The 24,963-nt window shown below is 63.2% G+C and carries 35 protein-coding genes; 13 read left to right on the forward strand and 22 right to left on the reverse strand.

Annotated elements, in window-relative coordinates; translation table 11 throughout:
• Positions 1–14 precede the first annotated feature (14 nt).
• From MFF07_RS19455 to MFF07_RS19475, 5 genes are all read right to left on the reverse strand, one after another.
• Positions 15–767, reverse strand: coding sequence for a hypothetical protein (locus tag MFF07_RS19455; protein ID WP_238232695.1), 753 nt, complete (start codon positions 765–767; stop codon positions 15–17).
• Between the two features lie 76 nt (positions 768–843).
• The gene (locus MFF07_RS19460) at positions 844–1,419 is read right to left on the reverse strand and encodes a hypothetical protein (protein ID WP_238232696.1); all 576 of its coding nucleotides are present in this window, start codon (positions 1,417–1,419) and stop codon (positions 844–846) included.
• A gap of 107 nt (positions 1,420–1,526) precedes the next feature.
• Positions 1,527–1,904: a hypothetical protein gene (locus MFF07_RS19465; protein WP_238232697.1), complete on the reverse strand. Its 378-nt coding sequence runs from the start codon at positions 1,902–1,904 to the stop codon at positions 1,527–1,529.
• Positions 1,901–2,338, reverse strand: coding sequence for a hypothetical protein (locus MFF07_RS19470; protein ID WP_238232698.1), 438 nt, complete (start codon positions 2,336–2,338; stop codon positions 1,901–1,903). Before MFF07_RS19470 ends, MFF07_RS19465 begins: the two co-directional genes overlap by 4 nt.
• Before the next feature lie 12 nt (positions 2,339–2,350).
• On the reverse strand, positions 2,351–3,031 hold the full coding sequence (locus MFF07_RS19475) for a hypothetical protein (protein WP_238232699.1): 681 nt from the start codon (positions 3,029–3,031) through the stop codon (positions 2,351–2,353).
• Positions 3,032–3,172: 141 nt separating this feature from the next.
• Between MFF07_RS19475 and MFF07_RS19480 the strand changes: the two genes are divergently transcribed.
• The 3 genes from MFF07_RS19480 to MFF07_RS19490 all read left to right on the forward strand — a co-directional run bounded on the left by MFF07_RS19480 (position 3,173) and on the right by MFF07_RS19490 (position 3,977).
• Positions 3,173–3,388 (forward strand): transcriptional regulator, encoded by a 216-nt coding sequence (locus tag MFF07_RS19480; RefSeq protein ID WP_238232723.1) that lies wholly within the window; start codon positions 3,173–3,175, stop codon positions 3,386–3,388.
• A 2-nt stretch (positions 3,389–3,390) separates the two neighbouring features.
• Positions 3,391–3,564, forward strand: coding sequence for a hypothetical protein (locus MFF07_RS19485; RefSeq protein ID WP_238232700.1), 174 nt, complete (start codon positions 3,391–3,393; stop codon positions 3,562–3,564).
• An 83-nt stretch (positions 3,565–3,647) separates the two neighbouring features.
• Complete coding sequence (locus tag MFF07_RS19490) at positions 3,648–3,977, forward strand: hypothetical protein (RefSeq protein ID WP_238232701.1); 330 nt, start codon at positions 3,648–3,650, stop codon at positions 3,975–3,977.
• 72 nt (positions 3,978–4,049) lie between these two features.
• Here MFF07_RS19490 and MFF07_RS19495 read toward each other — a convergent pair whose 3' ends face one another.
• From MFF07_RS19495 to MFF07_RS19505, 3 genes are read right to left on the reverse strand one after another with little or no spacing between them, the layout of a single operon-like run.
• Complete coding sequence (locus MFF07_RS19495; protein WP_238232702.1) at positions 4,050–5,063, reverse strand: TadE/TadG family type IV pilus assembly protein; 1,014 nt, start codon at positions 5,061–5,063, stop codon at positions 4,050–4,052.
• Between the two features lie 28 nt (positions 5,064–5,091).
• Complete coding sequence (locus MFF07_RS19500) at positions 5,092–5,613, reverse strand: TadE/TadG family type IV pilus assembly protein (RefSeq protein ID WP_238232703.1); 522 nt, start codon at positions 5,611–5,613, stop codon at positions 5,092–5,094.
• On the reverse strand, positions 5,613–6,110 hold the full coding sequence (locus MFF07_RS19505; RefSeq protein ID WP_238232704.1) for a TadE/TadG family type IV pilus assembly protein: 498 nt from the start codon (positions 6,108–6,110) through the stop codon (positions 5,613–5,615). The genes MFF07_RS19500 and MFF07_RS19505 overlap by 1 nt, the downstream gene beginning before the upstream one ends.
• Positions 6,111–6,977: 867 nt before the next feature.
• Here MFF07_RS19505 and MFF07_RS19510 point away from each other — a divergent pair.
• From MFF07_RS19510 to MFF07_RS19515, 3 genes are all read left to right on the forward strand, one after another.
• Complete coding sequence (locus MFF07_RS19510; RefSeq protein WP_238232705.1) at positions 6,978–7,979, forward strand: SDR family oxidoreductase; 1,002 nt, start codon at positions 6,978–6,980, stop codon at positions 7,977–7,979.
• Between the two features lie 36 nt (positions 7,980–8,015).
• Positions 8,016–8,462 carry a non-homologous end-joining DNA ligase LigD gene (gene ligD, locus MFF07_RS22740; protein ID WP_373322397.1) on the forward strand — a complete coding sequence of 149 codons (447 nt, stop codon included), beginning with the start codon at positions 8,016–8,018 and terminating at the stop codon, positions 8,460–8,462.
• 158 nt (positions 8,463–8,620) lie between these two features.
• The gene (locus MFF07_RS19515; protein WP_238232706.1) at positions 8,621–8,878 is read left to right on the forward strand and encodes a hypothetical protein; all 258 of its coding nucleotides are present in this window, start codon (positions 8,621–8,623) and stop codon (positions 8,876–8,878) included.
• Positions 8,879–8,888: 10 nt separating this feature from the next.
• Here MFF07_RS19515 and MFF07_RS19520 read toward each other — a convergent pair whose 3' ends face one another.
• The 6 genes from MFF07_RS19520 to MFF07_RS22745 all read right to left on the reverse strand — a co-directional run bounded on the left by MFF07_RS19520 (position 8,889) and on the right by MFF07_RS22745 (position 12,719).
• Positions 8,889–9,284, reverse strand: coding sequence for a thiol-disulfide oxidoreductase DCC family protein (locus MFF07_RS19520; protein WP_147816614.1), 396 nt, complete (start codon positions 9,282–9,284; stop codon positions 8,889–8,891).
• Positions 9,285–9,315: 31 nt separating this feature from the next.
• Positions 9,316–11,172, reverse strand: a complete 1,857-nt coding sequence (locus MFF07_RS19525; protein WP_238232707.1) for an ABC transporter ATP-binding protein — start codon at positions 11,170–11,172, stop codon at positions 9,316–9,318.
• Positions 11,173–11,205: 33 nt separating this feature from the next.
• Positions 11,206–11,898 carry an NAD(P)-dependent oxidoreductase gene (locus MFF07_RS19530; RefSeq protein ID WP_306424651.1) on the reverse strand — a complete coding sequence of 231 codons (693 nt, stop codon included), beginning with the start codon at positions 11,896–11,898 and terminating at the stop codon, positions 11,206–11,208.
• Positions 11,858–12,064, reverse strand: coding sequence for a hypothetical protein (locus tag MFF07_RS19535; protein ID WP_238232709.1), 207 nt, complete (start codon positions 12,062–12,064; stop codon positions 11,858–11,860). Before MFF07_RS19535 ends, MFF07_RS19530 begins: the two co-directional genes overlap by 41 nt.
• Before the next feature lie 89 nt (positions 12,065–12,153).
• A complete protein-coding gene (locus MFF07_RS19540; protein ID WP_238232710.1) occupies positions 12,154–12,339 on the reverse strand; it encodes a hypothetical protein in 186 nt (61 codons plus the stop codon).
• 149 nt (positions 12,340–12,488) lie between these two features.
• Entirely contained in the window at positions 12,489–12,719 is a 231-nt protein-coding gene (locus MFF07_RS22745; RefSeq protein WP_373322395.1) for a DUF6894 family protein, read from the reverse strand.
• Between the two features lie 122 nt (positions 12,720–12,841).
• Between MFF07_RS22745 and MFF07_RS19545 the strand changes: the two genes are divergently transcribed.
• From MFF07_RS19545 to MFF07_RS19555, 3 genes are read left to right on the forward strand one after another with little or no spacing between them, the layout of a single operon-like run.
• Positions 12,842–13,078 (forward strand): hypothetical protein, encoded by a 237-nt coding sequence (locus tag MFF07_RS19545; RefSeq protein ID WP_147816609.1) that lies wholly within the window; start codon positions 12,842–12,844, stop codon positions 13,076–13,078.
• Positions 13,075–13,527, forward strand: a complete 453-nt coding sequence (locus MFF07_RS19550) for a LexA family protein (RefSeq protein WP_147816608.1) — start codon at positions 13,075–13,077, stop codon at positions 13,525–13,527. The genes MFF07_RS19545 and MFF07_RS19550 overlap by 4 nt, the downstream gene beginning before the upstream one ends.
• A complete protein-coding gene (locus tag MFF07_RS19555) occupies positions 13,524–14,846 on the forward strand; it encodes a Y-family DNA polymerase (protein ID WP_238232711.1) in 1,323 nt (440 codons plus the stop codon). The genes MFF07_RS19550 and MFF07_RS19555 overlap by 4 nt, the downstream gene beginning before the upstream one ends.
• 46 nt (positions 14,847–14,892) lie before the next feature.
• Here the strand turns inward: MFF07_RS19555 and MFF07_RS19560 are convergent, their stop codons facing one another.
• Together MFF07_RS19560 and MFF07_RS19565 are read right to left on the reverse strand one after the other, a co-directional pair.
• Positions 14,893–15,195 carry a DUF6894 family protein gene (locus MFF07_RS19560; protein WP_238232712.1) on the reverse strand — a complete coding sequence of 101 codons (303 nt, stop codon included), beginning with the start codon at positions 15,193–15,195 and terminating at the stop codon, positions 14,893–14,895.
• Positions 15,196–15,276: 81 nt separating this feature from the next.
• On the reverse strand, positions 15,277–15,720 hold the full coding sequence (locus MFF07_RS19565; protein WP_238232713.1) for a DMT family transporter: 444 nt from the start codon (positions 15,718–15,720) through the stop codon (positions 15,277–15,279).
• A 167-nt stretch (positions 15,721–15,887) separates the two neighbouring features.
• Between MFF07_RS19565 and MFF07_RS19570 the strand changes: the two genes are divergently transcribed.
• Both MFF07_RS19570 and MFF07_RS19575 read left to right on the forward strand, forming a co-directional pair.
• Positions 15,888–16,190, forward strand: a complete 303-nt coding sequence (locus tag MFF07_RS19570; RefSeq protein ID WP_238232714.1) for a hypothetical protein — start codon at positions 15,888–15,890, stop codon at positions 16,188–16,190.
• A gap of 55 nt (positions 16,191–16,245) precedes the next feature.
• Complete coding sequence (locus tag MFF07_RS19575) at positions 16,246–16,893, forward strand: SOS response-associated peptidase (protein ID WP_238232715.1); 648 nt, start codon at positions 16,246–16,248, stop codon at positions 16,891–16,893.
• Here MFF07_RS19575 and MFF07_RS19580 read toward each other — a convergent pair.
• From MFF07_RS19580 to MFF07_RS19590, 3 genes are all read right to left on the reverse strand, one after another.
• A complete protein-coding gene (locus MFF07_RS19580; protein ID WP_238232716.1) occupies positions 16,890–17,546 on the reverse strand; it encodes an SGNH/GDSL hydrolase family protein in 657 nt (218 codons plus the stop codon). The genes MFF07_RS19575 and MFF07_RS19580 overlap by 4 nt on opposite strands.
• A gap of 47 nt (positions 17,547–17,593) precedes the next feature.
• The gene (locus MFF07_RS19585; protein ID WP_238232717.1) at positions 17,594–17,767 is read right to left on the reverse strand and encodes a hypothetical protein; all 174 of its coding nucleotides are present in this window, start codon (positions 17,765–17,767) and stop codon (positions 17,594–17,596) included.
• A 940-nt stretch (positions 17,768–18,707) separates the two neighbouring features.
• Positions 18,708–18,923 (reverse strand): hypothetical protein, encoded by a 216-nt coding sequence (locus tag MFF07_RS19590; RefSeq protein ID WP_238232718.1) that lies wholly within the window; start codon positions 18,921–18,923, stop codon positions 18,708–18,710.
• 563 nt (positions 18,924–19,486) lie between these two features.
• Here MFF07_RS19590 and MFF07_RS19595 point away from each other — a divergent pair.
• Positions 19,487–20,440, forward strand: coding sequence for a DUF4189 domain-containing protein (locus MFF07_RS19595; protein WP_238232719.1), 954 nt, complete (start codon positions 19,487–19,489; stop codon positions 20,438–20,440).
• A 79-nt stretch (positions 20,441–20,519) separates the two neighbouring features.
• On the opposite strand, the gene MFF07_RS19600 is transcribed toward MFF07_RS19595, so the two are convergent.
• On the reverse strand, positions 20,520–21,083 hold the full coding sequence (locus MFF07_RS19600; protein ID WP_238232724.1) for a transglutaminase-like cysteine peptidase: 564 nt from the start codon (positions 21,081–21,083) through the stop codon (positions 20,520–20,522).
• A gap of 238 nt (positions 21,084–21,321) precedes the next feature.
• Between MFF07_RS19600 and MFF07_RS19605 the strand changes: the two genes are divergently transcribed.
• The gene (locus MFF07_RS19605) at positions 21,322–23,514 is read left to right on the forward strand and encodes a HEAT repeat domain-containing protein (RefSeq protein WP_238232720.1); all 2,193 of its coding nucleotides are present in this window, start codon (positions 21,322–21,324) and stop codon (positions 23,512–23,514) included.
• Between the two features lie 276 nt (positions 23,515–23,790).
• Here the strand turns inward: MFF07_RS19605 and MFF07_RS19610 are convergent, their stop codons facing one another.
• The gene (locus MFF07_RS19610) at positions 23,791–24,054 is read right to left on the reverse strand and encodes a hypothetical protein (RefSeq protein WP_238232721.1); all 264 of its coding nucleotides are present in this window, start codon (positions 24,052–24,054) and stop codon (positions 23,791–23,793) included.
• Between the two features lie 19 nt (positions 24,055–24,073).
• Positions 24,074–24,499, reverse strand: a complete 426-nt coding sequence (locus tag MFF07_RS19615) for a DUF5681 domain-containing protein (protein ID WP_238232722.1) — start codon at positions 24,497–24,499, stop codon at positions 24,074–24,076.
• Positions 24,500–24,963 lie beyond the last annotated feature (464 nt).

The raw sequence follows: 24,963 nt of genomic DNA on the forward strand, positions 1-24,963 counted from the left end.
AATTGGTCCGCCCTTTACACAATCTGCTCAACGTGATCGCCGGCATCCTGGACCGACTTCGTCAGGATCGCGCGGGCCTTTGCCTGAAGACCGTCCAAGCCCCTCGCGCGGATGGTGACGAAGTGGTCGAGCGCTTCGTTGCGCGCCCATTCCAGCCCCTCGTAGCCGGGGACCGTATCGCCGTCGCGATTGGGGTTGCCCGAGTGCATCGCTTCGATTGCAGCATCGAGGCGCGTCAGGTCGTCGAGGGCTTCCATCAGTCCGGCATCGAGCGCCGGGAAGCCGAACGGCACCGCAGGGCGCTCGCCGATGTCGGCGCGGTCGGCGTCATCGTACCGGGCGCGGTCGGTCTCGGTCGCATCCTTTCGCCAGTCAATGCCGACGAGGTCGAGAACCTTCAAGGCGCGGGACGATGCCGGCGGCAGTCCCTTCCTGTCTGAGAGGCTGTTGTCGCCCTCATGGAAGAAAGACCAAGCCTCGTTCATGCTGAGCACGAACTGCGCGCCCTTCGCACCCATGTGCGGGTAAAGCTCGGCGCAGACCCGATCCCGCTCCAAGGCGAGGAACGTCGCGTAATTCACGAGTGCCGCGCGATCGATGGCCGGCGCGGGGAGCGGCAGAGGTGCGTTCAGGGCGCGGTGCACGCGCAGGGTCCGGCCGTACTTCTCACGGACTGCGACGAGCTTGCCCTTAGCGCCAGCCAGCCGCTCGCGCAGAAGGCGCTTGGGCTGGTCCGGACGGGCGAGACGCTGGAGGGGATTATGCATGGAAGCCTCCTATTCAGATTGCTAGCAAGCCGCGTTGCCAGCGAGCGGGATTGATGGCGGACGGGAATGCTGGACTTCAGATCAGCGAGGCGAAGCCGGTCAGCACGCAGCCGCCAGCGATGAGGACGAGGCAGGCCAGCAGGTCGCCGGCAGACGCGACGGCGCGGCCGAGACGGACCAGGGCAGGCGAGGGGGTCGGGCCGGCCTCGATCACGACGCGCGTCGGGAGGGGCGCGGGCACCGAAGCGGGCACTCGGCCGGACGGCAAGGCGGTGCCAATGCGCGAGATGCCGTCAGAGCCGAGGAACCGCGTCAGGTCGGCCTCACGGGCCTGGGCGATCGAATAGCCGGGCTCGCAGTCGCTCGCGTGGTGCGCTTCTGCCTCGATCCACCAGCGAAGGTGACGGATCAGGGCGAACCCGCCGAACCGTGTGGCGCACGGCGTGCCGAGCAGGATCTCCAGCGCGATTTCCATCGCCTCGAAGGCGCGGAGCGTCGGGCCGCCCTTCGCCGCAGCTTGAAACACCGCATAGGCTTCCTCGTGCGCTTCGATCGCCGCGAGGATCGGGTCGGCATGGAAGGGGACACGGTCGCCGTCGTCGTGGATCGGCACCAGCGGGACGCTGAAATTCGGGATCAAGGCATGAGACATCGATCGGGCTCCAGAGGGCTCGTGAAAGGCGTTGCGGATTCGATTGGTGAAGGCGTTGAGCCGGTTGCGCTTTCAGGCGCTCAGGGGCTCGGAAAGGCCAGCGTGATTCACGGTGGCGGTCGCGCCTCAATCACGCGGGCCAGATGGGCGAGACAGACGGCGCCGGCCGAGTAGATGTCCTGCAGCGCGACGTCTTCGGCGTAGTGCCGGATCAGGGCATGCAACCCGGCCGTCGTCGTCGGCGTCGTCTCGCCGAGCGCCTTGATGGCGTCACTGCTGTGGTCGGCCGCGGCGTTCGCGAGACCCATTGCAGCGTCGTCGCTCTCGTCGAGGCCATTCAGGGCCGCTGTCAGGGCGTTGTCGGCCGCGACCGCGTGAGCGATGGCAGCGAAGATCGGATCAGCTTGTGCGCTCACCGCAGGCGCCGCCAAAGGCATCGCGAGCGCGCCGAGCACGACACGACGTGGGAGGGTGGCCACGTTCATCGCGCGAGCCCTCCGGCGAGAGCCCATGCCGGGTGGTCGCCGTCCGGCCCGTAGAGGTCAGGGAACAGCGCCCACAGGCGCGGCCCGATGGCGTTCAGCAGGTCGTGCGAGACGTCGGCGGCCGAGGACCGCAGGCCATCGTCGAGGAACTGGTCGGCCTCTGCCATGCCGTCGCCGTAGACATATTCGGCGAGCGCCATGCCGATGACGGCCGCACCGATCTCGGCCTGCGTCGCGGGCGACAGGCGGTGCCACGCCTCCGCCGGGGAGAACGGCAGCGGCAGCCTGGACCACAGAGCGGCATGGTCGGGAAGCCGGTCGCCGTCATCACCCCGAAGGGTGGTCGGGAGGGCAGCCGAAGCGGGCAGGGCACTGGCGGCGACGGTGGCGAGTGCAGCGCCGATGATACGGCGGCGAGGAAGGGCGTTCGACATCGCAGCAGCTCCTCAATGCGCGGAGGCGAGACGGGCGGCCTTAGCGGCCTGCCAGATGTCGCGGAGAGCAGCGGAGAGGCAGACGCCCCAGGCCGAGCCGGTGGCGGCGCGGATGGTCTTCGCCGTGACGATGGCGGCGGCCATGATGGCGCGGCGATCATACTGGCCGGCGGTGACGAAGGCCGAGGCGCGGGCCGGCTTGTCCGTGAGGTCGGCGGCCACCGTGGCGCGCTCGGTGCGGCTGGCGATGTTGCTGCAAGCGAGCAGTTCGACATCGCGGGCAGCGGTGGCGCGGCTGATCCAAGCGTTGAGGCGGGCGGCGTTCTCGGGCTCGAACGCCTCGGCGCCGAGCGTATCGATCCGGCCGGGCACCCGGCGGACGGCGACGAGTACGACCGGGCCGGCAACCAGAGCGGCGCGATCAACGGCCGACACCCGAACGAAGGTGTGGCGCTCGCCCGAGCGGCCCGTGAGGCGGTGAACTGGCTTCTCGCCGAGGAGCATGCCGGCGCGGGTCGGCGGGATGAACTCGATGCGGGGCTGAAAGCCGACCGGGCGGGACGCCTCGATCTCGGCCTTGCAGGCGGCCCATAGCTCGCGGCCTTCCTGACGCCGGATGCTGACCTGGCGGCGGCCGTGCTGCGGGAAGGCGGCGACCAGGACGTTTGTGGGGATGAAGTGAGGGGTAGTCATCGGCTGGGCCTTGATCCAAAGCATCTCTGTGATACTTATGGATCATTACAGGCCATTAGTCAACACCTTTGGGTCATCGTGAGCCAAAAAGATCAATCGGTGACGGGTCGGCAGGTCGCTGCTGCCCGTGCGCTCCTCGGAATGAGCCAAGCGGAACTAGCGAGTCTCGCTTCGATTTCAGTGCCGACACTTAAACGGATGGAGGCTAGCGAAGGGCTAGCCTCTGGAATGGCAAACAACGTCCGCGCCGTGGTCACCGCTCTGGAGCAGGCCGGCCTCGAATTCATCCCCGAGAACGGGGGAGGGGCCGGCATTCGGTTCAGCCGCCGCGCCAACGACACGCATGAGGAGCATTAGACATGACGCCAGACGACAAGCCCGAGCCGCCGAAGGCCGGTGAGGCCGATACTGACCAAGCGAAGCGAACGATAAAGAACCAAGCGCCGGACTCGCCTCCGGACAAAGACAAGCCCGACGAGGGCAAGCGCCCGGATCAACTCACATCCGAGAATGATGGTGGTGGAGAAGGTTAGAAGCTGCTGGCAATCCCGAAGGCCATCGACGCAGATCGATATACAGCTCGATACCGGGGTATCGCGCCAAAAGGCTAAAAAGAGTGAGTGGCCAGCCGACATCCACGGACCGTCTAGCCAAGGTCGAGCAACTGACCGCGGCGCTTACCGATCAGATTCTCGACGCGCAGATCATGAACCGGCCGATCTCCGAGGATCAGGTTCAGGCGCTCGCGAAAGCCGCCCGCCTGCTGCACGACAACGATATCCCATGGCCGCCAATGCTGACCCAGGTGCTCAACGAACTGGTGCAGGATCGAACTGAGCCAGAGCCAGAACCAGAGCCTTCGATCGATCCAACCGATGACTCGGCGTTGAAAGGACTGTCACGCTTCCTGGGCGTCTTTCGTAAAGAGAAGGGCCAAGCCATATAGTCCGACGAGGACCTGGCGGCCGGATCAACTCACGACCGAGAACGACGGCGGTGCCCAGGGGTAGACATCCTACTATTTTGTCAGAACCACGCTGCCGGTCGCCTGGGATCCGGAACCGCTCGAGCCGGCACTGCTTGGACAGGTAACATTGAAAACCGCATCGTTATAATCACGATCGTCCGACACTCCTCCCATGTCATTCCAGTAGTAGTTCACCGTTTTGCCGGCCGACTGAGCGCAGTTGATTGTTCCATTGCTGACGGGCCCAAGCGATAGCGGGCAGGATCCGTTATTTACTGACGTCGAAGCGCCAACTGTCGTTTGTAAACTACAATTGAACAGTGACAGTAGACTTGGATAGGCGACCGACGATGGAGGAGATAAGTGAGAATAGAAAGAATTCACGCTTCCTTGAGACTTACCGTAACCGTTCTTACCGTAGCCGCTTATACCGCCGGTGACATTCTTGAGAGCAAAGCCGATTTTTTGGCCAGTGCCAATGATGGCCGAGATGTCCTTCTGAGAGCTGCCGCCAGTATTCGAAAACAGCAAGTTCAACGCCGAATCGCTTGGAACACCGTTGTTGTTGGGCACAACGTACCAGTAAATGCTGTTGGCATCAGCCGCATTGCTGGCGAAGCTTGAGAGCGAGAAGGCTATTTTGTAGCCGGCACTTCGCGCCTCCGCGATGACGGTGATGTCCGTCGCGTTTTTCAGAATCGCCATGATCGTGTTCGGCAGGCTTACCTGTGCCGTCACGGCTACGCTGTAGACGGCGGCACCTGACGCACTAGGGGTTGCCGTATAGCTTATGCCAGATGCGTAAGGCATTCTGGCAGCGGCGCTTGCCATGAAACGGTTGGCGACAGCCTGAGCCGTCGAGCCTGTCGCAGCCGACACGTAGACGGACGCGCCAGCAAGCGCTGCGGAATCGGCCGCTGCCTGCAATTCCGCACGCAGCTGAACCGCCCGCATCATGTCGAGGCCCGCGCCGGCCATCAGCATCATCGGTATCGCCATCACAGCGAACCAAATCGCGAAAACGCCACTCCGGTCGCGCCAGAAACGGCCGAGAGTCTGACGCACGGAGCGACATCCGGTCCTGCTCATCGCCTCAGCTGCCATAGGTCACTGCCGTCCCCGACCGCGGGCGCGCCAGGGCGGTAGCGGTGAAGGTGACGTTCAGGCTTATCGGAAAGGTCAGTGGCGAGGAGTAGGCGTAGCTCGCCGCGACGACGATCGCGCTGTCGCCCGCCGTGGGCGTGACAGAAGTGGCCGTGTTCGCCGCGTTCGTGATTGCCGCAACGACGCCGCAGCTGGTGTCGGTCCAGTCGATCTTCCGCAGACTACCCGAATAGCTCACGCTCGCGATCGAGGCCTTGAAGGTGCTGCTCGCCAGCGGCAGCAAAGAGAGCTTTCCGGCCTTGCAGAAGTCGGCGAGTTCGGACGTCGTGACACCATCCTGCTGCGAGATCAGATCGGCGAGATTACGCGCGGCGGCCACCGTGAGCATGCGGGCACGCGCAAAAGCGAAGACCTGGAAACTGCCAAGGATTGCCAGCAGCATGAATGGTGCGATCAGGGCGAACTCGACGGCGCCTATGCCACTGCCGTCACTTCGAAAGCGCCGGAGCATTAGTAGCTCTCGTTCTGGAATGTCAGCGTGGTCAGCAATAGGATGTTGCCGCCGAAACCGGCCGCACCGAGCAATCCCGAGATGTAGGACGGTTTGCTATAGCCGAGCTGCAGCAGAACCTCGGAGCCCGCGCTACCGGCGCTGAAGCCTGTCTTGCTTAGCGTGCCGGTAGCCGACGTCGTGGCGGGAGTCAGGCCTGCGAAGCTCGTACCCGACTGGACATTGTAGATGATGCCGGCGCAGGGAATGAACGGCGATGCCTTCGCGCAGACCGCGTTCTTAAAGGCAGTTTCCGTTACTGAACCAATCCGGATAAGGCGGCTGGCGTCACGCGCCGCATTGTCGAGGGTGCTGAGCATTAGGAGGCAGAACCCAACCTCGATCCAGGCGAAGATCACTAAGAGAAAGACCGGCATGATCAGCGCAATCTCGACAGCGGTAGCCGCCCGCTGGTTGCAGATAAAGCTAAGATAAGTCTTTTTGTAGTAATTCTTCATGATACAATCTACGGCGAATCAATATAGCAACCGGCAACTCCTGCATTAGCTTATATCATACCCGTACAAAGTTAATTGCTTATAAAAATAATCGCGTATATTTTCTGAAGCATTCAAAGCAATACGCAAAAAAGCATTCCATTTCTGGAATAATTGCACAACGGTCTGAAGTGGAGGGTAATGCACGATCGTGAGGTTGGACTAACACCGCGGAAGTTGGTGGAGTCGGCGCAATTGCCTGGATTGAGGAGCTCCACAGCCGATTTGCGGCATTGTTCCATCACCTGCAGCGCAGCGCATTATGCCTATCCTCAAACCGCTCACTGGCGAGACTGTCGAGATCACGGTGCCTGGTCCTCGGACGTGGGCCAGACAGTGATGACCAACGTCTCAGCCTCAAATCCGCACCGAAGACTCCCATCACCCGTGCTCGTGATTACGCCCCGTCGATGATTGGCCTTCCCTTTTACCGAGTGCTATTCGCTGCCGGCTTGACACTGTCCGGTGCTGTTGTGACAGCTCGGGCCGTCAACAACGAACCGAACAATCCCTGCGAGGAGCAGCGGCATGTCTATGCGTGCGCGATCTTCCGCAGCCCCCAAGCTGCTGCGTCCGTTCGCCCAGGACAGACCAGGGCGCCAGTGATCGCAGCCATTGCAGGGGCGTTCTATCCGAAGGCGAGTTGGTCCCATCGAGTTCGCGACACGCAACACCTCGGCCTCAGCGCTGGATCAGCACGCGGGTGCCATCCGATATCTCCGCTATCACGACGAGTTAGCCTTCACGGTTTCCGGACCTGCGACAGAGCCGTCCGAAACGATCGCTCGCACGCATTGTTTCCCCTGCTCAGCCAAGCAAGGAGCCGCAATGGGTTCGAACGATCAGATGCCCCTGTCCCGTCGTCAGATCGTAGGAGGCGTGGGAACGGGCCTTGCGGTTGCTGCAGCTGGTTCGGCCCAGGCGCGCGAGGCGGCTCCTGCCGCTGCGCAGCCATTGATCGATCCCATCAGCCAGTATCCGAAGCCGCCGTTCGCAAAGCAGTCGCAGCCGTGGCCGGGTCTCGCCGGCCAGATGGAGCCGAAGCCGGATCACGGAGAGACGAGCTATCGCGGATCCGGACGGCTCGCCGGACGCAAGGCTTTGATCACGGGCGGCGACTCCGGGATGGGCCGGGCAGCGGCAATCGCCTTCGCGCGCGAGGGTGCGGACGTCGCCATCAACTACCTGCCGGATGAGGAGCCCGATGCCGCGGAGGTGATAGCCCTCATCCGAAAAGAGGGGCGGATCGGCCTCGCGGTTCCCGGTGACCTTCGCGACGAAGCGTTCTGCAAGGATCTGGTCGCGCAGGCCGTGAAGGGCCTCGGCGGCCTCGACATCGTGGTGAGCAATGCCGGCCGTCAGCAGGCCCACGCCTCGATCCTCGACATCTCCACCGAGCAGTTCGACTGGACGATGAAGACCAACATCTACGCACCGTTCTGGATCATCAAGGCGGCGCTGCCACACTTGAAGCCGGGCTCGACGATCATCGCGAGCACCTCGGAGCAGGCCACCGATCCGACGCCCGACCTCTACGACTACGCACAGACCAAAGCCGCGACGACGAACTTCGTGCGCTCCCTCGGCAAGCAGCTGGCGCCGAAGGGGATCCGGGTAAACGGGGTTGCCCCTGGACCGATATGGACTCCGCTTCAGGTGTCCGGCGGAGCTTCGATGGACAAGCTTGAGAAGTTCGGCGCTCAGACACCGTTCGGCCGGCCTGGACAGCCGGTCGAGCTTGCCGGGATCTACGTGCAGCTCGCTTCGGCGGAAGGCAGCTACGCCACCGGTCAGGTGTACGGCTCGGCTGGTGGCAACGGGCTGCCATAGCTCGTTCTCGGCAGATACGTTGGCCAAGCAAATCGGATCTTCGTCGACTATCTCCGAAATCACAGAGGGGCGACCGCGTTCGCCAGCTTCTCGACACGCGCCCGCACGGGTGCGCCGGTATTGGTGCCAGTGATATGGGACCAGTTGCCGGCGCCAGGCTCGGGCGGCAGGTTCACGGTCGATACACTCGTCAGCCGCTTGCGTGCTGTCCGACGCACGCCCCGAGCGGGCTTCGCCGACGCGGCACATCCTTTGGAGCATGTGCCAGTGGTCCAGAGACGGTCTTTTAGCACGACCCGACGCTCCGGGTGCACTTCATTTAGGATCCGGTGTCGTTGGGGCCGCAAGTCGTCTTCACGCGTTATGGCAGCAGCCGGGACCGTCCGGCAGGAGGCACGACCCAATGAAAAAGCTCGCCGCCCTAACTGCCTTGGCACTCGTGATCGTGGGACCGGCGCTTGCGCAGGGTACTCCTTCGAATAGCTCATCCGCCGCCTCTGGCAACGCGGAGGACAACAACAAGCCGAAGTCGAACAGCTCAGGTGGCGGCGGATCTGGACAGTAGAACGATCACTGCCCTCAAGCGGCCGATAGCTTGGCAGGCCTTGATGCAGTCTCCGCACGGCAGGACTGGACTGCTCTTGCTCGGCTGCCTGACGGGGCCACCCGCCGCGTTCGTGGCGCTGTCTCCGCTGATCGCCCTCGTGGGCTACACGACCGGCTGGTTCGGCGCGGAAGTAGTCGGCAACATCGTCGGATTGATCCTGCTCGGTGCAGTCGTAGTGGCGGTGTTCGTCGCCGCGGTTTTCGCCGTGGTAGCCGCAGTCCTCACGGTTGTCGGAACGGCGGCCGTGACGGTCGGTAGCGCAATCGCGCACATCTTCTCGCGTCTGCGCTGAACCGCAATCGTCAGCGGAACCGTCGCGCGCGCATGAGTAGCCTCGCCAACCGAGGCCGAAGGGGCAGAAAGATGCGATAGGCCACTTCGGCGACCGGCAGTATCGGCTGGAACCCGAACACGCGCAGGCTGACTGCACGCCCGAGCCAGCGCCAGCCCGGCAAGGTGCACCAGAGTTCGGCGAAGGCCGCAGCGCCGGAACTCAGGCGCCCTGTCGTGTCCCGCACATGGAAGCGGGCCTGGGCAGCGGCACAGTTCAGACCGGGACCCAGGGTGTCATCTTTTTCGAACGAGCTCAGATCAATGAACCTAACGCGGTCGGCGCCGCTGCAGCCGCGATAGTGTCCGATCTCGGTCCGGCAGAGGGGGCAGGCGCCGTCGTAGTAGACGGTCAGGGTCTCGCGCATCGCGTTCCTCTCGTCGGCGCCAGTCGGCTGCTCAGCGATAGCCGGCGGCCTGAAGCTCGAACAGTTCGGCATAGCGCCCGCCTGAGCGGACGAGCTCGATGTGCGAGCCGGCCTCCTGCACCCGTCCCTCAGCCAGGACGAAGATGCGGTCGGCCTGCCGCACGGTGGAGAAGCGGTGGGAGATGAGGATCGCGGTGCGCCCGGCCGCGAGGTCGCCGAAGCGGGCGAAGACCTCGGCCTCGGCCCGCGCATCAAGCGCCGCCGTCGGCTCGTCGAGGATCAGCACCTCGGCGTCGCGCATGTAGGCGCGGGCGATTGCGATCTTCTGCCATTCGCCGCCGGACAGGTCGACGCCGTCCTCGAAGCGCCGGCCGAGGCGCTGATCGTAACCGGTCGGCAGCTTCGCCACCACGGTGTCGGCCAGCGCCCGTGAGGCGGCGCCGCCGATACGGGTTGCGTCGGCGCGCGCGTCGATACGACCGACGGCGATGTTGTCGCCGGCGGTGAAGTCGAAGCGGACGAAGTCCTGGAAGATGACGCCGATCCGGGCGCGCAAGGTATCGAGATCGTAGTCGCGCAGGTCCCGGCCATCGAGCAGAATGCGGCCCTCGCTCGGGTCGTAGAGGCGCGAGAGCAGCTTGACGATGGTGGTCTTGCCGCTGCCGTTCTCGCCCACCAGCGCCACGACCTCGCCGGCCCGGATGGACAGCGACAGATGGCGCACGGCCCAGCGTTCGGCGCCGGGATAGCGATACCCGACATCCTCGAAGACGAAGCCATCGCGGATCGGCTCGGGAAACGCGGCAGGCCGCTCGGGCGACCGAATGCGGGGAGCGACGGCGAAGAAGGAAAAGAGGTCGTCGAGATACTGCGCCTGGCCGGTGAGCTGTGAGACGCCGAGCAGCAACCCCTCGACGAGACCGCGCAGCCGCAGGAACGCCCCGGACAGGAAGGTGAGGTCGCCCACCGTCAGCGTGCCGTCGAGAGTGCGGACCGCGATCACGGCATAGGCGAGATAGTAGGCGAGCGTACCGAGGCTCGCGAATGCGCCGCCGAAGCCGGCGCGTCGCACCGCGATTTGAGTGTTCTCACCAAGAATGCGGTTCGCCAGCACGCCGAAGCGATCGGACAGGAAGGCGTCGAGGCCGAAGAGCTTGACCTCCTTGGCACTCTCGGCCCCAGCGCCGAGGTAGCGCATATAGTCGCTCTCCCGCCGCTCGGGCGAGCGCCGGTAAGCGAGCCGGTAGCTCTGCCGGTTAAAGTGCAGTTCGTTGAGAAAGGCCGGGATCAGTGCGAGGACGAGCAGGACGACGAGCCAGGGCAGGAACGCCACCACCGCCGCCGCGAGGGAGATCGCGGTGAGCAGATCCTGCCCCTGGCCAAGCAGCTGGCCTATCAGGTTGGAGCGCCAGGCGACCTGCCGCCGGGCGCGCTCGAGTCCGTCCTGTACGCCGGGGTCTTCGAACTGCTCGAGATCTAGTGTCGCGGCATGGGCCATCAGCCTGAGGGTGATGGCGTTGCCGGTCCGCTCGGACAGCACGCCGTCGACGAGGCTTGTAGCCCGCCCCATGAGGTCGGAGGTAACCGCCAGGGTGAACTCGATTCCGATTAGGAGCGCGACGTGCCGGAGCCGGGGATCGGCGAGCCAGTCGGCAGTCGCAGAAGTAGTCGGATCGGATCGGCCGGCCACGACCGTGTCGATGACGAGTTTCGCCACGTAAAGCATCAGAGCCGGCAGGGCCGCACGTACAAGCCGCAGGCCAATGCTGCCGAGCGTCAGCACGCGGCTTGTCGCCCAGGCCACGCGGAACAAGGCCGGCAGATGCCGCAGTGCCCCAAGGCGCGCGATGAAAGCGCGACGAAGCCGCTCGGTGGGTGATGGCTTCAACGACGATCCTGAATCGATAGCGGACGTTCTTGCCTAGTTGACGAGGACAACCGCCTTACGGATGTAGGCCTTAGACGCGATGTCCCGGACGATGAAATCGGCCACATCGGCGCGGGCGATTCGACCGTTCCGCCACGAGGACGGCTGCTCCAGGACCTGATATCGGCCCGTATTCGCGCCGCCCGTCAGTACGCCCGGCCGGACAAAGGTCCAATCGAGGCCGCTCTTGCGAATGCGCATCTCCTGCGCGTCCTTGTCGTCGTAGGCCCTCCCGAATACGAGCTGGAACGGCAATCGCTGCAAGAGGCCGACAGCGGCCCGGCTGTCACCGGTTCCGAAGCCGGTCACTGCGATCAGACGGCGCACGCCGGCCTTCTCCATGGCCGGCACGAGCAGGTTGGTCGCATCCGAGAAGAGATGCACCGGCCCGAACAAACTCTTGAACGGGACGCCCAGCGCCTGGACCACCACATCGATACCGTCCAGCGCCGCTGTCACGTCGCCGCCCTTCAGCGCGTCCCCGGTGAACCGCTCCGGATCGGGATCTGAAAGAGGTATCTCGGCGGCAGAGCGGGCGAAGGCCCGCACTCGGTGTCCGGCGGCCAGAGCCGCCTTGACGGTCTCCAGGCCGATGCCGTTGCTGGCTCCGAGGACAAGGATGTGAGCCATAGTTGCTTCCTCTGCGCTATTTGGCGGCGTCCCGCGAACGCTCGGGCATGGTGACATGCTGGCTGTCGGAGACCTTACGGCCGTTCTCCAACTTCTGGCTCTCCGTCGGGTCGAGCGGTGCACCGAATGGCGCATGGGTGCCGATGTGCTGCTGCTCATCATTTGTTTCGCCGTCTTCCGTGCGCCGGTCGGCGGGCGTGCTGTCGGTCTTGCTTTGGGACACAGGCCCCTCCCTTGAGTGGTTAATCCGCCCACTTTCGATGAACCGGCGACGGCGGTACTGCGGTTCGAACGCGTTCCGCCGACCGCCCCTCAGGTCGGCTGCTGCTCGGTATCCTCGACCTCGGGATCATCGTCAGGCGGCAGGGACGAGTCTGGCTCGGGCTGCGGGTTGGCCTCGATCTCCACCTCGGTCGCCGGATCGATCTCACCATCGCGCTGATCCTCGGGAAGGGCGCCGGAATCCTCGCCGGGCATCGGCGTATTGGCTGTGGTCATGGCTGCGTGTTCTCCGCTGATCTGCAGAGCGGCAAGCAGATGCGGCGGCAACCGTTCCGGCCCAGCAGTGTCGCAGTCCGGGAGCGCGGTTTAGTTTTGCAATTGGTGCGATCGATCTGGATCAATGCTGCCAAAGCGGAAGCCTGCGTTCACCTGCGTATATCCATGAACGGCTTCGTCATTACCGGCCTACCTTTGGCATCGTAGACATCGACCTGCCACGCCGACCAGTCGAGCCGTTCGCCACCCTGCATAAGTTCGAACGCCACCCTCTCGGCATGCAGTCGCATGAGTGCCATCGTCGGCAGTCGCTTGCCTCGCAGATCGGCGACGAGTTCGTATCCATTGGTGCAGTGGAAACGGTAAAGCCGCGTTGGCATTAGAGATTTACCCCGCGCTCCACAGGCGTCCACCGCTCGTTCCCGATCTCGGCCGCGATCGACAAGCCGCACATTCGCGACCGTTTTGTTCCTGTTATGTTCTACAGAGAACAGGAGTCGCGATGCACGCCCACCCCAACGAACCACCTGTGGAGATCCGGCTAACGGAAGCCGAGACGATCGCGCTCGCCTACCGGCGGGCTGCACGCGGCGACACCTGGGTCGCCCTTGTCCGCGCGGTCGAGGACGCGTTGGCGGATCTCAGCGAGGCCGAACGGAGGACGATGCAGCGGGACCGGCTCATCTCGTACGGATACATCCGCGGCAGCGTATCCACCGCGGCGGGCACCGCCGAGTGAATCCGCTTGCGGTCGACGAACTGATCCTCGGAAGCTCCGACGCGGTTCGAGTGCCGGTGATCGGGCGAGCGCTATGCGCCGGCTTCCCGAGCCCTGCCGACGATTTCATCGAAGGGGCGCTGGAGCTGCCGCGCTGGTTGGTACCGAACCCGCCGGCGACCTTCCTGATGCAGATCCGGGGTGATTCGATGCGCGGTGCAGGCATCCACGATCGCGATCTGGCATGCATCGACCGCAGCCTGCGCGCCGAGAACGGCAGCGTCGTCGTCGCGGTGGTCGACGGGCAACTGTCCTGTAAGCGCTACCGGACCGTCGACAACCGTGCCCGACTCGACTTCGACAATCAGGACATGCCGGCTTTCAGCGTCGATGAGTACGGCGAGGTGGAGATCTGGGGCGTGCTGCGCTTCTCGATCCGATGGCACCTGGCGCGCGGACGGCTGTCTTGAGCCGGCCGCTGGCGCGCCGGTCCGAACGAACCCGCGCGATCGCGCTTATCGACGGCAACAGCTTCTACTGCTCCTGCGAACGGGTATTCGACGTGAAGCTGGCCGGCGTGCCGGTGATCGTGCTGTCCAATAACGATGGATGCGCAATTGCCCGCACTGCCGAGGCCAAGGCCCTCGGGATCAAGATGGGCGATCCCTACTTTAAAATCCGCGACCTCTGCCGGGCTCAAGGCGTCCGTGTCTTCTCCTCGAACTACACGCTCTACGGCGACATGAGCGCTCGCACCAACGCTGTCTACCGGGGCTTCGCACCGGCCATCGAGATCTACTCGATCGACGAGAGCTTCCTCGACCTCACCGACGTGCGCCCTGACCGCCGCATCGAACTCGCTCGGGATCTCCGCGCGACGGTGCGGGCCTGGACCGGCATACCGACTTGTGTCGGCATCGGCGCCACCAAGACACTGGCCAAGCTCGCCAACCACATCGCGAAGTCGATCTCGCCGCTCGACGGCGTCTGCGACCTGACGGACCCGGACGCTTATGCGCACTGGCTCGGCCGGATCCATGTCGGTGAGGTCTGGGGCATCGGACGGGCCTCGCTCGCGAAGCTCGAAGCCATGGGCGTCGATACTGTGGCGGATCTGCGCGACCTCGATCCCCGGCCGGTGCGCAAGGCGATGACGGTGGTCGGCGAGCGCATCATCCACGAGCTGCGCGGCGTGTCCTGCCTGCCGCTCGGCGTGCTGCCCGCCCAGCGCAAGGGCTGCGCCGTCACCCGCTCATTTGGAAGCCGGGTCGAGGATCGGGCCAGTCTGGAGCAGGCGGTCGCCGCGCACGCGACGCGGCTCGGCGAGAAGTTGCGGCGCGAGGGCCTCGGCACCGACCACGTCACCGTCTTTTTCCATACGAGCGAGCACGACCGTGACCACCCGCAGCGGTCGGTCTCGACCACAGTCAACCTGCCCGAGGCGTCGAACGACAGCCTCGTGCTGATCAAGGCGGCGCTGCACGGCATCGCGAAGACGTGGCGCCCGCAGGGCGATCCGCCCTGGCGCTACAGCAAGGCCGGCGTCATCACCGTGGACCTAGTGCCTTTGGTTGCAAGCCAACGGGCGCTGATCGGCCAACTAGACCGCGAACAGGGTGCGGCCCTGATGGCGGCACTGGACGCCTGCAACGCCCGCTTCGGCCGCGGAGCTGTCGTGCCAGCGCGTGTGGGACTGGAGCGAACCCGCACGGGGTGGTCGACGAAGTTCGAAATGCGGACGCCGCGTTACACCACGCGGATCGACGAGCTGCCTGTGGCGTGGGCATAGTCGACGATCGGCTCAGGCGGTTCGGTTCATGGCGGCAATGGGCGCCCTACGGCCGGACCGTCTGGTCCTGATAGCGGACGGCTTTGAACCGTAGCGCTGTCGCGGCAGACAGCCCCCCATTCTTGTCGCGAGCGGTGACCGTGGTGGTGCGTGTCATGCCTGGAAGCGGCCGCTCCTGGGTGAAGCCTACCAATGTCTTGACGACAAGCGCACTTGCGGCGCCGACTCCGTCGAGATCGGTCCCCTCGGGATCCGGGCTTACGATCGCTCCATCGCTCGAGGTGACCTCAATGTGAAATTGCGGCGTCGCTATCTCGTTCACGCCCATAGAGCCGTGAATGGCAACCAAGTACCCATGCCTTTGACCGATCAGATCTACTGTTGATGGGAAACCGATCGAATTATTGGATTGGCAGGATGCAGCTAGCGTTCAAAACACGGCAACCAGCGTAACGCCAACGATCATCAGAAGGCCACCACCGAGCCGCCAGCCATTAGCGGTGTGCTGTTCGAAGCCGATTAATCCGAAGTGATCCAGAACAACCGATGTTACCACTCCCGCTGTGACCAAGAGGCCAAGGAATGGTGCAGCCCCGATCTTCTGGGCAACGACGAACTGCGCCAGAATGATTCCGCCACCGAGAATCCCTCCGAACCAAGCCCACCATGGCATGTGCGATACCTGATCGGCCGTCGGCCAAGTCAGATGGCCTGAGATAAGACCGACCGTGAGAATGCACGTGGCGGTGCCTGCCGCGACAACCAGACCGGCGGTCAATGATTGAGCCAGCCCTTTCGATAAGGCGCCATTGAGCCCAGCCTGTACGGCGTTGGCGATCCCCGCCATCAGAACGAACCCGTACAAGTACCACATTTGAAACCCATCGCGTCGGCAAGCCGACTAGTTAGGGCGAAGTGCTCCATCTGTGCGCCCATTGTTCTGCGTCAGTTTCGCCGTCCATTGATCGGCGAAATCTTAGGACTGAACCTTGCTGCTGGCGGACCGTTGCCCAGGCCTTGTTCCCATGTCGGAGGCCATAGATGTCCAAAACGATTTCCGCAGAGTTCGAAACCCGCCGCGATGCCGAAATGGCCGTCGAACGTCTCGTTCAGGAGCACGGTCTCGATCGAAGCTCGGTGAGGATCGCTGCGGCGTCGGATGAGAACACCGCAGGGACGCAGCCAGCAGGAGCCGACCTCGAAGGCGGCCAGCCAAAAACCGAGACTGCAGGCGAGCCGGCTCTGAATGGCAAGGTCAAGGTCTCTGCCGATGTTGCCGAGGCCTCCGCTGACAAGGTCGTTTCATCCTTCGAGGGCTATGGCGGAAGCAGCATAAGATCCTGATCCGTTTTACTTTTTCAGACTTGCTGCTTTGCGCGAGGACGTTGACGATACGTCAATGTGCAACCTCTACAGCCTCTCGTCGAGTCAGCAGGCGATCCGCGACCTGTTCAAGGTCGAGACCGATCGCGCCGGCAACATGCCCTCGCTGCCCGGCATCTTCCCGAACTACGCGGCGCCGATCGTTCACGTGCTCGACGGCAAGCGCGCCCTCTCGATGTACCGCTGGGGCATGCCGTCGCCGAAATTCGCGCTGAAGAACAAGAAGACCGATCCGGGCGTCACCAACGTCCGCAACACCAAGTCGCCGCACTGGCGGCGCTGGATCTCGCCAGAGCACCGCTGCCTCGTGCCGCTCACGTCCTTCAGCGAGCACAACAAGGCGGCCGGCGGCGACATCTGGTTCGCGTTCGGTGATGAGCGTCCGTTGTCCTGTTTTGCCGGAATCAAGCTGGAAGGCTGGACCTCGGTGCGCAAGGTGAAGGACGGCGAGACGACCGACGATCTCTACGCCTTCCTGACGACCGAGCCGAACACCGAGGTCGGGGAGATCCATCCGAAAGCCATGCCCGTGATCCTGACCACGGATGAAGAGCGCGAGGCCTGGCTCCAGGCGGACTGGTCCGAAGCCTCGGCCCTGCAGCGGCCCCTATCCGACGGCGCGCTGACGATCGTGGCTAGGGGGAAGAAGGGTGACGGCGTTTAGGGCAAAACGGCAGAGAGAGCTTCTGCCCATAGGCGGCCCGCTCGTTCGACGTGCAGGTGATGATCGAGCGGGTCGTCGGATCGAAAGCGATCATCGACGACCCCTGTCTCCGGGTTCAATAACTTGGGCGAGATATCGATGAACGGGCACCCGCGCTCCGCGGCAAGGCCGGCCAATCTCGCATTGTAGCGGAGGGTCAGTTGCGTCCGCTCTCGAAGCGGGACGGCGACCTCCCGTCGTTTGTTCGCCACGTCGCCCCATTCTTGACCGTCCCGGATCGTCGGCACCGTCGCGCCTGTGATCACCACCGTGGGATAGCCTGCCGCCAGCAGCGCATCGACGAACTCGGCATAAGCGGCAAGCGATGCCTCAAGCTGCGCCTCGACTCCCTCGCCCAGACGGACCGCACGCCACCAGATCACAAAGCCGCAATCGACCTCGCCGAGGAGCATCACCGGAACGGCGTTGCGCCTTGGAGGCAGGAGATGTTCACGGAAGATGTCGAGCGCGTTGGTTGCGCTGTTCGGATTGCGAAGGCCGACCGCGGTCGCGCCCGCGACACCGGTGAACTCGCATTCCCTTTCGAGCCAACCGCTGTCGGCAGCGTGCCGGATCGTGCCGATATGGCTGTCTCCAAATACGAGCCACGTCATGCAACTTTGCCGGTGTCCGATAGCGGTTCTTGCGGAGGTCGGACGGTTCAATCGTCACCTTCCGGCAGCTCTTCCACCGGTAGATAGCCGTAACCCGAGAGCCAATCCGTCAGGATGCCGTTCACCGCCGCCGGCAACGATTCCTGCCCCTCTTGCGCCGCTATGAAGCACTCAAGGGCTGCCAGGTTCTCGGGCGTCAGAAGGTCTCGCCACTCGGCCATTCTCGCTCTCCCTACCCCTAGACCGGCGCCCGGCCGCGTCCGTCAACGCGCGGGCTACGGCCTTCCCGATCTCAATCGCCGCTTCCTTGGTGAGGCGCTGGCGAACCGAACGCCTCACCGGACAGCCATCATCATAATAGATGTAGCAGACCGAGATGCCGGCCGCGTCGCGGATCGCCACGCACTCGTTGTGCAGCGAGACCTTGAGGGGCAGGCGAAGGTGAGGCGGCGATTCGGTCACCGAGAACAAATAGCGAACAAGCTGCCGCCCTGCCAACCGTCGCCCGTCATCACCGAACGGCCCGACAGGGGATCGGTCCGACCTTCAATCGCGCCGCGCGGGCTTGCGCGGCCGACCAACCGGCCGAGGCGATATCGGCGAGGTTTCGCCCGCACGCCGAGGGCTAACCTGACGAGCGGATCCGTCCGCTGGCTGACGATCGGGTTGCGGCACTGGCGCTATCGCCTGCTGAGCGCGCTCAGTCTGCGCCTGCTTGATCTCCCTGCCGAGCAGCTGGCAATACCGTCCGAACTCATTGAGGGCTTTAGGAAGGTCGGGCACAATACTGCTTTGCGCCTTGATGTCTCTGGCCGCCGCGTCTAGCAGGGGCTTCAACGCCTGTCGCCACGCCGGCATTTGGCGCAACATCGCACTGGCTGCGTAGACTGCCTCGGCGCTCGGCGCTTTAATCGGAGATATAGTCTTACTTGGCACGCTTAATTCCTCGAACGGCTACAGACCGCAAGATGAATAAGTATTAAATTATCGTTTTTCGCAACCGTCTTTCCCCGCTACTCACAAACAGCGAGATATATACTGCCGCATACCCCATATGGGGGACGGACAATACCCTGTGATGCTTCAGGCTCGCGATGGCGCGGAGCGCTATCCGATAGAGTAGCGGCAATTCCGCGTGGGCCTTGATGCTTCGACGTTCTTCTATGTGAGATGCTGGTGACGCAGGAATGCTTGCAGCAACCCCTGCCCAACCCGCCAAGCCACGGAGACCACAAACCCGAACAACGCGACTCCTACCAGCAACGCTAAAGCCTGCTCCCAGAGCGGGATCGGATTGCGGTTCGCCGGCCGGCCGACAAGATGCTCCGTCTCCCGCAGGTAACGATTGAAGGCGGCGGCGGGGGTCTCATCGGTCATGCACGCACCATCCCCAAAGGCGACTTCACCGGCACGACTTTACCGATTGGCGGCCTGCCTGCCCATTCTGCGCGGCTTCGAACGTAGGACCGTTGCCGATACGGGGCCACAATCCGTTGGACCGCCGGGCCTCGGTTTAACTTCGTGCCTGCATTCTCTGCGTGAGCCGCGTTGCGTATCTGGCTCGACCCGCTGGTGAGATCGTCGACCTCCCCCGCCGACCCGTGAGCAGATCGGGCGGCGGGGACGAGCCAGCAGTCGCGCCGGCTACACCACGATGGCCGCGGGGAGGGGTGTGGACCTCGCCCGAATCATGGATCAATCCCGCCACCGCGATCCGCGAACGGTGCTCGGCTACATCCGGCGGGCGAACGCCTTCAAGGATCACTCTGGGAGCGGGTTTCTGTGATGGTGCACGCGGCTCACAGGGCTTTGACGTTTAATAACGTCATTAGAGCAGCGCAGCATGCTTCCGTACCTACTTCCAAAATTTCAGAATGACATTCTCATAAAAACGCGGCATTGAAAATTTCAGCTTTTTGAACTTGGATTTGAGGTGTGTGGTGAACCGACTGAGCATTGCCTGCCTTTTCCTGATGCTAACAGTACTTTCAGCTAAGGCAGATTCTTGCTCTTCGGCTGTGCCGGGCGCCCGAGTGGGACCTAATCCAGAAAGCATAAATTGGACCTATGGAGATGCATGCTACATATCTTGGCCTGGGGGCTATATTGATGGAAAGAATGCACGCTTTGCTCTCGAACCAAAGTGCCAACAAATTCCTGGATTTTTAGAATTTATAGGCGATCAAGGATCAAATGTTAATACCTGTATTTTTAAGCCGCTTGGCATAAGCGCAGATAAGCCGAGTACGACGCAGCCTGATACAAGAAATGATTATGAATATCATGAGCGCCCACCGGCGCGGGATACACCTGAACCTTACCGGGCTCCAACATTTGTGCCTCCATCCCCACCGCCTACTCAAACATACGAAACTCCGGCGCCAAACTCCTCAAATGACGATGGCGAAAGCGAACGCGATGATGAATCAGAATTTCAAAAATACAACGAGAGAGAACGTGCCGTAGAGTCTGAGCGCCGCCGCGATCTGGAAAATCGAGCAAAGCGCTTACAAGAACAAGCTCAGCAGCAGCAAGAAATTCAGCGCACTCAAGACCCTCCAAGAGCCAAAAAGTGGCGCGCTATTGCAGTCACAATCGAGAGCAATACCTTTAGTCCTGATCGTTCGGCCGCCGGAGAGAGCTATGGATACGACGCCCAAGATAAAGCTCGGTTCCGAGCACTGCAAGAATGCCGAAAACAACAAGTTACTGGTTGTGTCGTAGAATTTAGCTGGGATCGCGGATGTCATTATTTAGTTTTGTCAAATGGATCAAATAGGGCAACATGGGGAAGCGGCCCTACTATAGCACAGGCCCGTAATAACTGTCGCTTTAATCGTGGTGGGCAAAATTGTAGCGGTCGTACTTACGGTGGATGCGAGCCTAATGATTAAAATTTGTATCTTGAAAAATCATAAATAAACAAGACCATACTCCTAGAGCTGCTGCCGACCCCGCGTGGTCGGCAGCAGACTAGCGGTTGGCGGTGACCACCGGCGAAGTGACGCCGCCCAGCGACACCCAGGCCACCGCATCCTGGCTCTCACGCTTGATGAAAACGTACCCGGTTTGATGCCAGGCCATCACGGAATCCGTCTTGTTGTCGAGAACGTAGTCGCCGCGGTCGGTGATCAGGGTGAGCACGGCGTGGCCCTCGCCCTTCTCGTCGATCACCACCGTCAAGCGCATGGCCCGGCGGGGGAGACCGGCCTCGGCCAACAGGCGGCGCTTGAGCAGCTGAAAATCCTCGCAGTCGCCAGCGCCGTCCTCGGCGAGGTCCCAGCGGTCCGGCACGCCCCAATGCTCCTGATCAGTCTGGTTCCGGACGTTGCGATTGACCCGGCGGTTCACCGAAACGATGAGCGACCAAACCGATGGGCTCAGCGCGATGCGAGACGGGAAAGTCGAATCGACCTCACACTCGGCGACATGCGCCTTGCAGAACTCCGTCCAGGCGAGGATCGGGCGGGCCGCACCAAGCGGTGTGGCACCGGCGGAGATAGTCGGCAGGACGACACCTGCATGCTCGCGGGCCATCGTGGCCGTATTGACAGCATGAAGCGACAGACCGGCGAGCAGCGTGCGCATGGCCCATCGAAGAATCATCCCGCCCCCCTTGGCAACCACAAACCGCTCGCTCTCAGGCTTAGCAGGGCTCATAATCTCTGCATAATCAAGCATACCGCCAGCGAGGAATTCGCTGGGGAGTACAGCGTTGCGAGGGGCGACGCGGCTTCAGTAACCGTCGAGGGCAGGCAATCGCATGACTCGGCAAATGCCGGACAGACTGGTCGATGGCGCATCGTCCTATTCCCTGCATGCTTTCCCGCCCCTCCTGCCGCCGGGCGATCCCCGCTGGGAGCGATGCCGGTTCGCGCCGGGTCATTCAACGGCCAATCAACGAGGTTACGGGGCGGCATGGACGATCGACCGTGAACGGCTGCTCCTGACGTCTTTCGGTGGCGCCGTCTCCATCGGTTGGCCGGCCCAAGGCCGTCTCCGGGTCCAGATGCGAGACGTCCATGAAGTCGATGGCCCGGTTCCGGCGACTTGGATATCGGGTGACCTCTATGGCGCCTCGGTCGAGTGCATCGCGGACCCGTACCGAGAGCACGTACCCTGCCGCTTCCGCGTGTTCAGGGTCGTCAGCGGGCGGGTGATCGCCGCGGCGACCTTCGAGAACGAAGAGCGCATAACAGACATCGACTTCGCGTACGTCATGGCCGAGCGCATGGCTTCGCACTTTCGAGACAGTCGATGCGAAGCGCTCCGTATCGCGGATCCTTCGGTGCCGGGCCTCGCTGACGGTCTCGCGATGGTAAGCGAAACGGGCCCGTCCCGGCTGGCAGACCTCCTGTGGCAGGCCGGCGCAGCCGACCTCCCCGTCCTGATCTCGGCCCTACCCTACGCCATCGAGGCAGATGTCGCCCGGTGGGTCGCCTACGCCCTGGGACGGATCGGCCCGCACGCTAACGCCGCGATTCCCGCGCTCCTTGATATGCTCCGCCGGGCACAGGATGAGGATGTTCTGAAAGCGGCGGCCTACGCGCTGGGTGGCATCGGTGCAGCGGTAGCACCGCGACTGGCAACGGTCGTTGCGCTCCTCGAAAGGCGGCGTGGCCACGCCACGACCGATCAGGTCGGGACGCTGATCCGCCAACTTCGGCCTATGGCTGCGGAAGCAGTCAAGCCGCTGATTGATGCGCTTATGATTACACGCGAACCCGCGACGCGCTATCATATCGCTTACGCGCTCGGCAAAATCGGAGCCTCGGCCGTTCCGCCGCTCGTCGCAGCCCTCGGCGGCGCCAGCGACGAGCAGCTGATCGGAATCGCACGCGCGTTCGAAGAGATCGGACCGGACGCCCGAGTGGCTCTTGCGGGCCTGCTGGATGTACTCGAAGCGACGCAGGACGATCATCTGCGCAGGTCCATCGCCGACGCCTTGGCGGTGATCGGCTTACGCGCGAGGGTATCGCTCGCCCCGTTGCGAGCAACTTTCCGTCAGACGACCAATCGGGACGTCATGAACGCGTTGGCGGCAGCGATGGCAACGCTCGGGCGCGATGCGGTCGAACCGCTGATGCAGGACTTCGTCGACGCCCAATCCGCATCTCCCCGCCTCGCACTCGCCCGCGCGATTGGAAACGTCGGGACACCGGCCGCCTCAGCCGCCGTGCTTCTCGCCGACGCAGCAGAAACAAGCAGCGATGGCGATCTCATTGTCGAGCTTGCCGATGCGCTCCTCAAGATCGGGGCGTCGGCCTCGCGGACGGCCACCGTCCAGATCGCGGCATTGCGGACGATGCGGGATGCCTACGACGTCGAGAGAATGCTCGGGCGGATGGTTCCAGGCGTCGTGCCTTCGGCCTCGGCCATCGGCGACCTAACCACGCTCCTTCACGAGTGGAGCCACCGTCCCTTCGGTCGACGTATGGCCGAGCTTCTCGGGGCGATCGGCAACGCTGCATGCGAGCCGCTCCTAGCAGCACTTGCGGCGGCTCCGCCCGAACCGGCCCGTGTGCTGATCGTCCATGCGCTCGGTCTGATCGGCGCTTCGGCCGCCACGGCGATCGATGACGTCGTGAATGCGCTTTCCAAGGCAGCGAGCGATCAGGTCCGCCTGCAGATTATCGATGACCTTCGACGGCTCGGAAAGACGAATTCGGATCACCTGTCCTCGCTCATCGCGGCGTTCGATAAGTCGTCTTTTCTTCCGGTTTTGTGGCGGCTCGGACTCGTTCTCGCTGAGATTGGACCTCCAGCGGTGGCCCCACTCATTAAGCGCCTGAAGGCAACGCACGACGCTGGTCGGCAACGTGCGATTGGGAATGCTCTCGGTGAAATTGGGTACGCAGCTGCTTCTGCCATTCCTGCCATTCAGGTTGCTCTGCAGAGTACACGTGATGTAGAGACGCGTAATACCTTGGCAACTGCCCTCAGACGAATCGCGGTGCGACCGATCTGATGAGCAGATAAGGACTTTAAACGGCACGTGTCTCAATGCTGAGTAACATGCCGGGCGATCCAATCCGATTACGACATCTCCGCCCCCTCGGTAAGGTAGAGAACGCCGTTCAGGGCTGAGGCCCGGCACTGGACTACTCGGACGCGCCAATTCGAAAGGGCGTCGTCGGTCTCGTCATCCTTGATCGGATAGTCGGCCATGACGCGGGTCGGTGCGATGGGTGGTTTGAATTCCACCCCAGAAATCAAACAATCAAACGGAATTCAAAACCGGGCGTCAGCCGCCAGCGGCCTGCGAGTAGAACTCGTGGAAATTCTCGATGACGTAATCGACGTGCTTGGCCGTCTCGCGGTCCTCGTGGTCGGCCGAGGTCGCCAGGCAGTCGCGCATCGTGACGAGGTTGCCGTTGTAGGGCCGTGCAGCAACCTCCAGGTTGGCGCGGATCAGCGTATCCAACTGCTCGTCCGAAAGGTCGTCGTACGGGTTGCCCTTCATCGCCCGCTCGATCTTGCGCAGGCGTATGTCGATCACTTTGCTCATGTGACTGTCTCCTGGGCTTTCAGCGTTGCTGCATGCTGTCTTCGATGCGGGCGAGGCGTTCGTGCAGGTCACTGGCCTCGATGGCTTTCACGTGGGCGTCTACGGCGCGGCCAACGTCTGCGGCTTCGGATGGGGTGAGTTCGCCCGAGGCCACAGCCTGCAACAGGGCATTGGTCGCCTTCGGCAAGTCGGTGGTCGTGGTGATCTCGGGCAAGGCGAAGCTGATGGCCCGGTCTCTTCGAACCGGCATCAGGCGGTCAAGGCAGAGGCGCAACGCGGGGCCGTCACCGCTTAGGGCGAGTTCGATGGCCTTGCGGGTCAGAGCTTCGCCTTCGCCCTCAAGCAACGCCTCCATGGCGAGCGTCGCACGGTGGCGGGTGCCCTTGGCCTTGCCGGCCGGGTTGCCGCTCTGGCCTGCCTGGAAAGGTTTGCCTCGTGTCGTCATCGTCCAACACTAAACCATTATTACTGCGCTATCGCGCTCCGTCGGCAGGAAAGCTCGCTCGCTGCAAATGCAACGGGAATGCAACAGGTTCAATTGTCCGCGGGCTGTCTTCGAGCCAGCTGTAGCGTTCGATTGGGAACAATCCCTCCGCCAACCGTTGGCCCTTCACAGCTACGGGAGATCACGATGCCGAAAGTACCGAACGAACGCGGACCCGATGAGAAGCCTGCCCCGAAACCGGAGCGCCGGCCGGACGAAGGCGGCATCGGGAAAACGGACACGGGTGGTCTGGTGCGACCGCCGAGCGAACCGGGCGCGAAGGCCCATGTCCAGGACGGGCCAATGGAGCGACCGGGCACGGAGGCTGGGGACCGGCAGTAGATCCGCATCATCCGCACCCTGTCGTCGCGCCACAGGCAGTGCAGGCAGTGCTGGTCAGGCAGGTGTGTAAAGGGCGGACCAAT

Origin of the sequence: Methylobacterium thuringiense, from assembly GCF_022179645.1 — a bacterium.
Taxonomy (GTDB): Bacteria; Pseudomonadota; Alphaproteobacteria; order Rhizobiales; family Beijerinckiaceae; genus Methylobacterium; species Methylobacterium thuringiense.

Coding starts and splice junctions, on each gene's coding strand:
- MFF07_RS19455 (WP_238232695.1), bottom strand. CDS start 767: ATGCATAATCCCCTCCAGCGTCTCGCCCGTCCGGACCAGCCCAAGCGC.
- MFF07_RS19460 (WP_238232696.1), bottom strand. CDS start 1,419: ATGTCTCATGCCTTGATCCCGAATTTCAGCGTCCCGCTGGTGCCGATC.
- MFF07_RS19465 (WP_238232697.1), bottom strand. CDS start 1,904: ATGAACGTGGCCACCCTCCCACGTCGTGTCGTGCTCGGCGCGCTCGCG.
- MFF07_RS19470 (WP_238232698.1), bottom strand. CDS start 2,338: ATGTCGAACGCCCTTCCTCGCCGCCGTATCATCGGCGCTGCACTCGCC.
- MFF07_RS19475 (WP_238232699.1), bottom strand. CDS start 3,031: ATGACTACCCCTCACTTCATCCCCACAAACGTCCTGGTCGCCGCCTTC.
- MFF07_RS19480 (WP_238232723.1), top strand. CDS start 3,173: ATGAGCCAAGCGGAACTAGCGAGTCTCGCTTCGATTTCAGTGCCGACA.
- MFF07_RS19485 (WP_238232700.1), top strand. CDS start 3,391: ATGACGCCAGACGACAAGCCCGAGCCGCCGAAGGCCGGTGAGGCCGAT.
- MFF07_RS19500 (WP_238232703.1), bottom strand. CDS start 5,613: ATGCTCCGGCGCTTTCGAAGTGACGGCAGTGGCATAGGCGCCGTCGAG.
- MFF07_RS19505 (WP_238232704.1), bottom strand. CDS start 6,110: ATGAAGAATTACTACAAAAAGACTTATCTTAGCTTTATCTGCAACCAG.
- MFF07_RS19510 (WP_238232705.1), top strand. CDS start 6,978: ATGGGTTCGAACGATCAGATGCCCCTGTCCCGTCGTCAGATCGTAGGA.
- MFF07_RS19520 (WP_147816614.1), bottom strand. CDS start 9,284: ATGCGCGAGACCCTGACCGTCTACTACGACGGCGCCTGCCCCCTCTGC.
- MFF07_RS19530 (WP_306424651.1), bottom strand. CDS start 11,898: ATGTCACCATGCCCGAGCGTTCGCGGGACGCCGCCAAATAGCGCAGAG.
- MFF07_RS19540 (WP_238232710.1), bottom strand. CDS start 12,339: ATGACCACAGCCAATACGCCGATGCCCGGCGAGGATTCCGGCGCCCTT.
- MFF07_RS22745 (WP_373322395.1), bottom strand. CDS start 12,719: ATGCCAACGCGGCTTTACCGTTTCCACTGCACCAATGGATACGAACTC.
- MFF07_RS19545 (WP_147816609.1), top strand. CDS start 12,842: ATGCACGCCCACCCCAACGAACCACCTGTGGAGATCCGGCTAACGGAA.
- MFF07_RS19565 (WP_238232713.1), bottom strand. CDS start 15,720: ATGTGGTACTTGTACGGGTTCGTTCTGATGGCGGGGATCGCCAACGCC.
- MFF07_RS19570 (WP_238232714.1), top strand. CDS start 15,888: ATGTCCAAAACGATTTCCGCAGAGTTCGAAACCCGCCGCGATGCCGAA.
- MFF07_RS19575 (WP_238232715.1), top strand. CDS start 16,246: ATGTGCAACCTCTACAGCCTCTCGTCGAGTCAGCAGGCGATCCGCGAC.
- MFF07_RS19580 (WP_238232716.1), bottom strand. CDS start 17,546: ATGACGTGGCTCGTATTTGGAGACAGCCATATCGGCACGATCCGGCAC.
- MFF07_RS19585 (WP_238232717.1), bottom strand. CDS start 17,767: ATGGCCGAGTGGCGAGACCTTCTGACGCCCGAGAACCTGGCAGCCCTT.
- MFF07_RS19590 (WP_238232718.1), bottom strand. CDS start 18,923: ATGACCGATGAGACCCCCGCCGCCGCCTTCAATCGTTACCTGCGGGAG.
- MFF07_RS19600 (WP_238232724.1), bottom strand. CDS start 21,083: ATGGCCCGCGAGCATGCAGGTGTCGTCCTGCCGACTATCTCCGCCGGT.
- MFF07_RS19605 (WP_238232720.1), top strand. CDS start 21,322: ATGCCGGACAGACTGGTCGATGGCGCATCGTCCTATTCCCTGCATGCT.
- MFF07_RS19610 (WP_238232721.1), bottom strand. CDS start 24,054: ATGAGCAAAGTGATCGACATACGCCTGCGCAAGATCGAGCGGGCGATG.
- MFF07_RS19615 (WP_238232722.1), bottom strand. CDS start 24,499: ATGACGACACGAGGCAAACCTTTCCAGGCAGGCCAGAGCGGCAACCCG.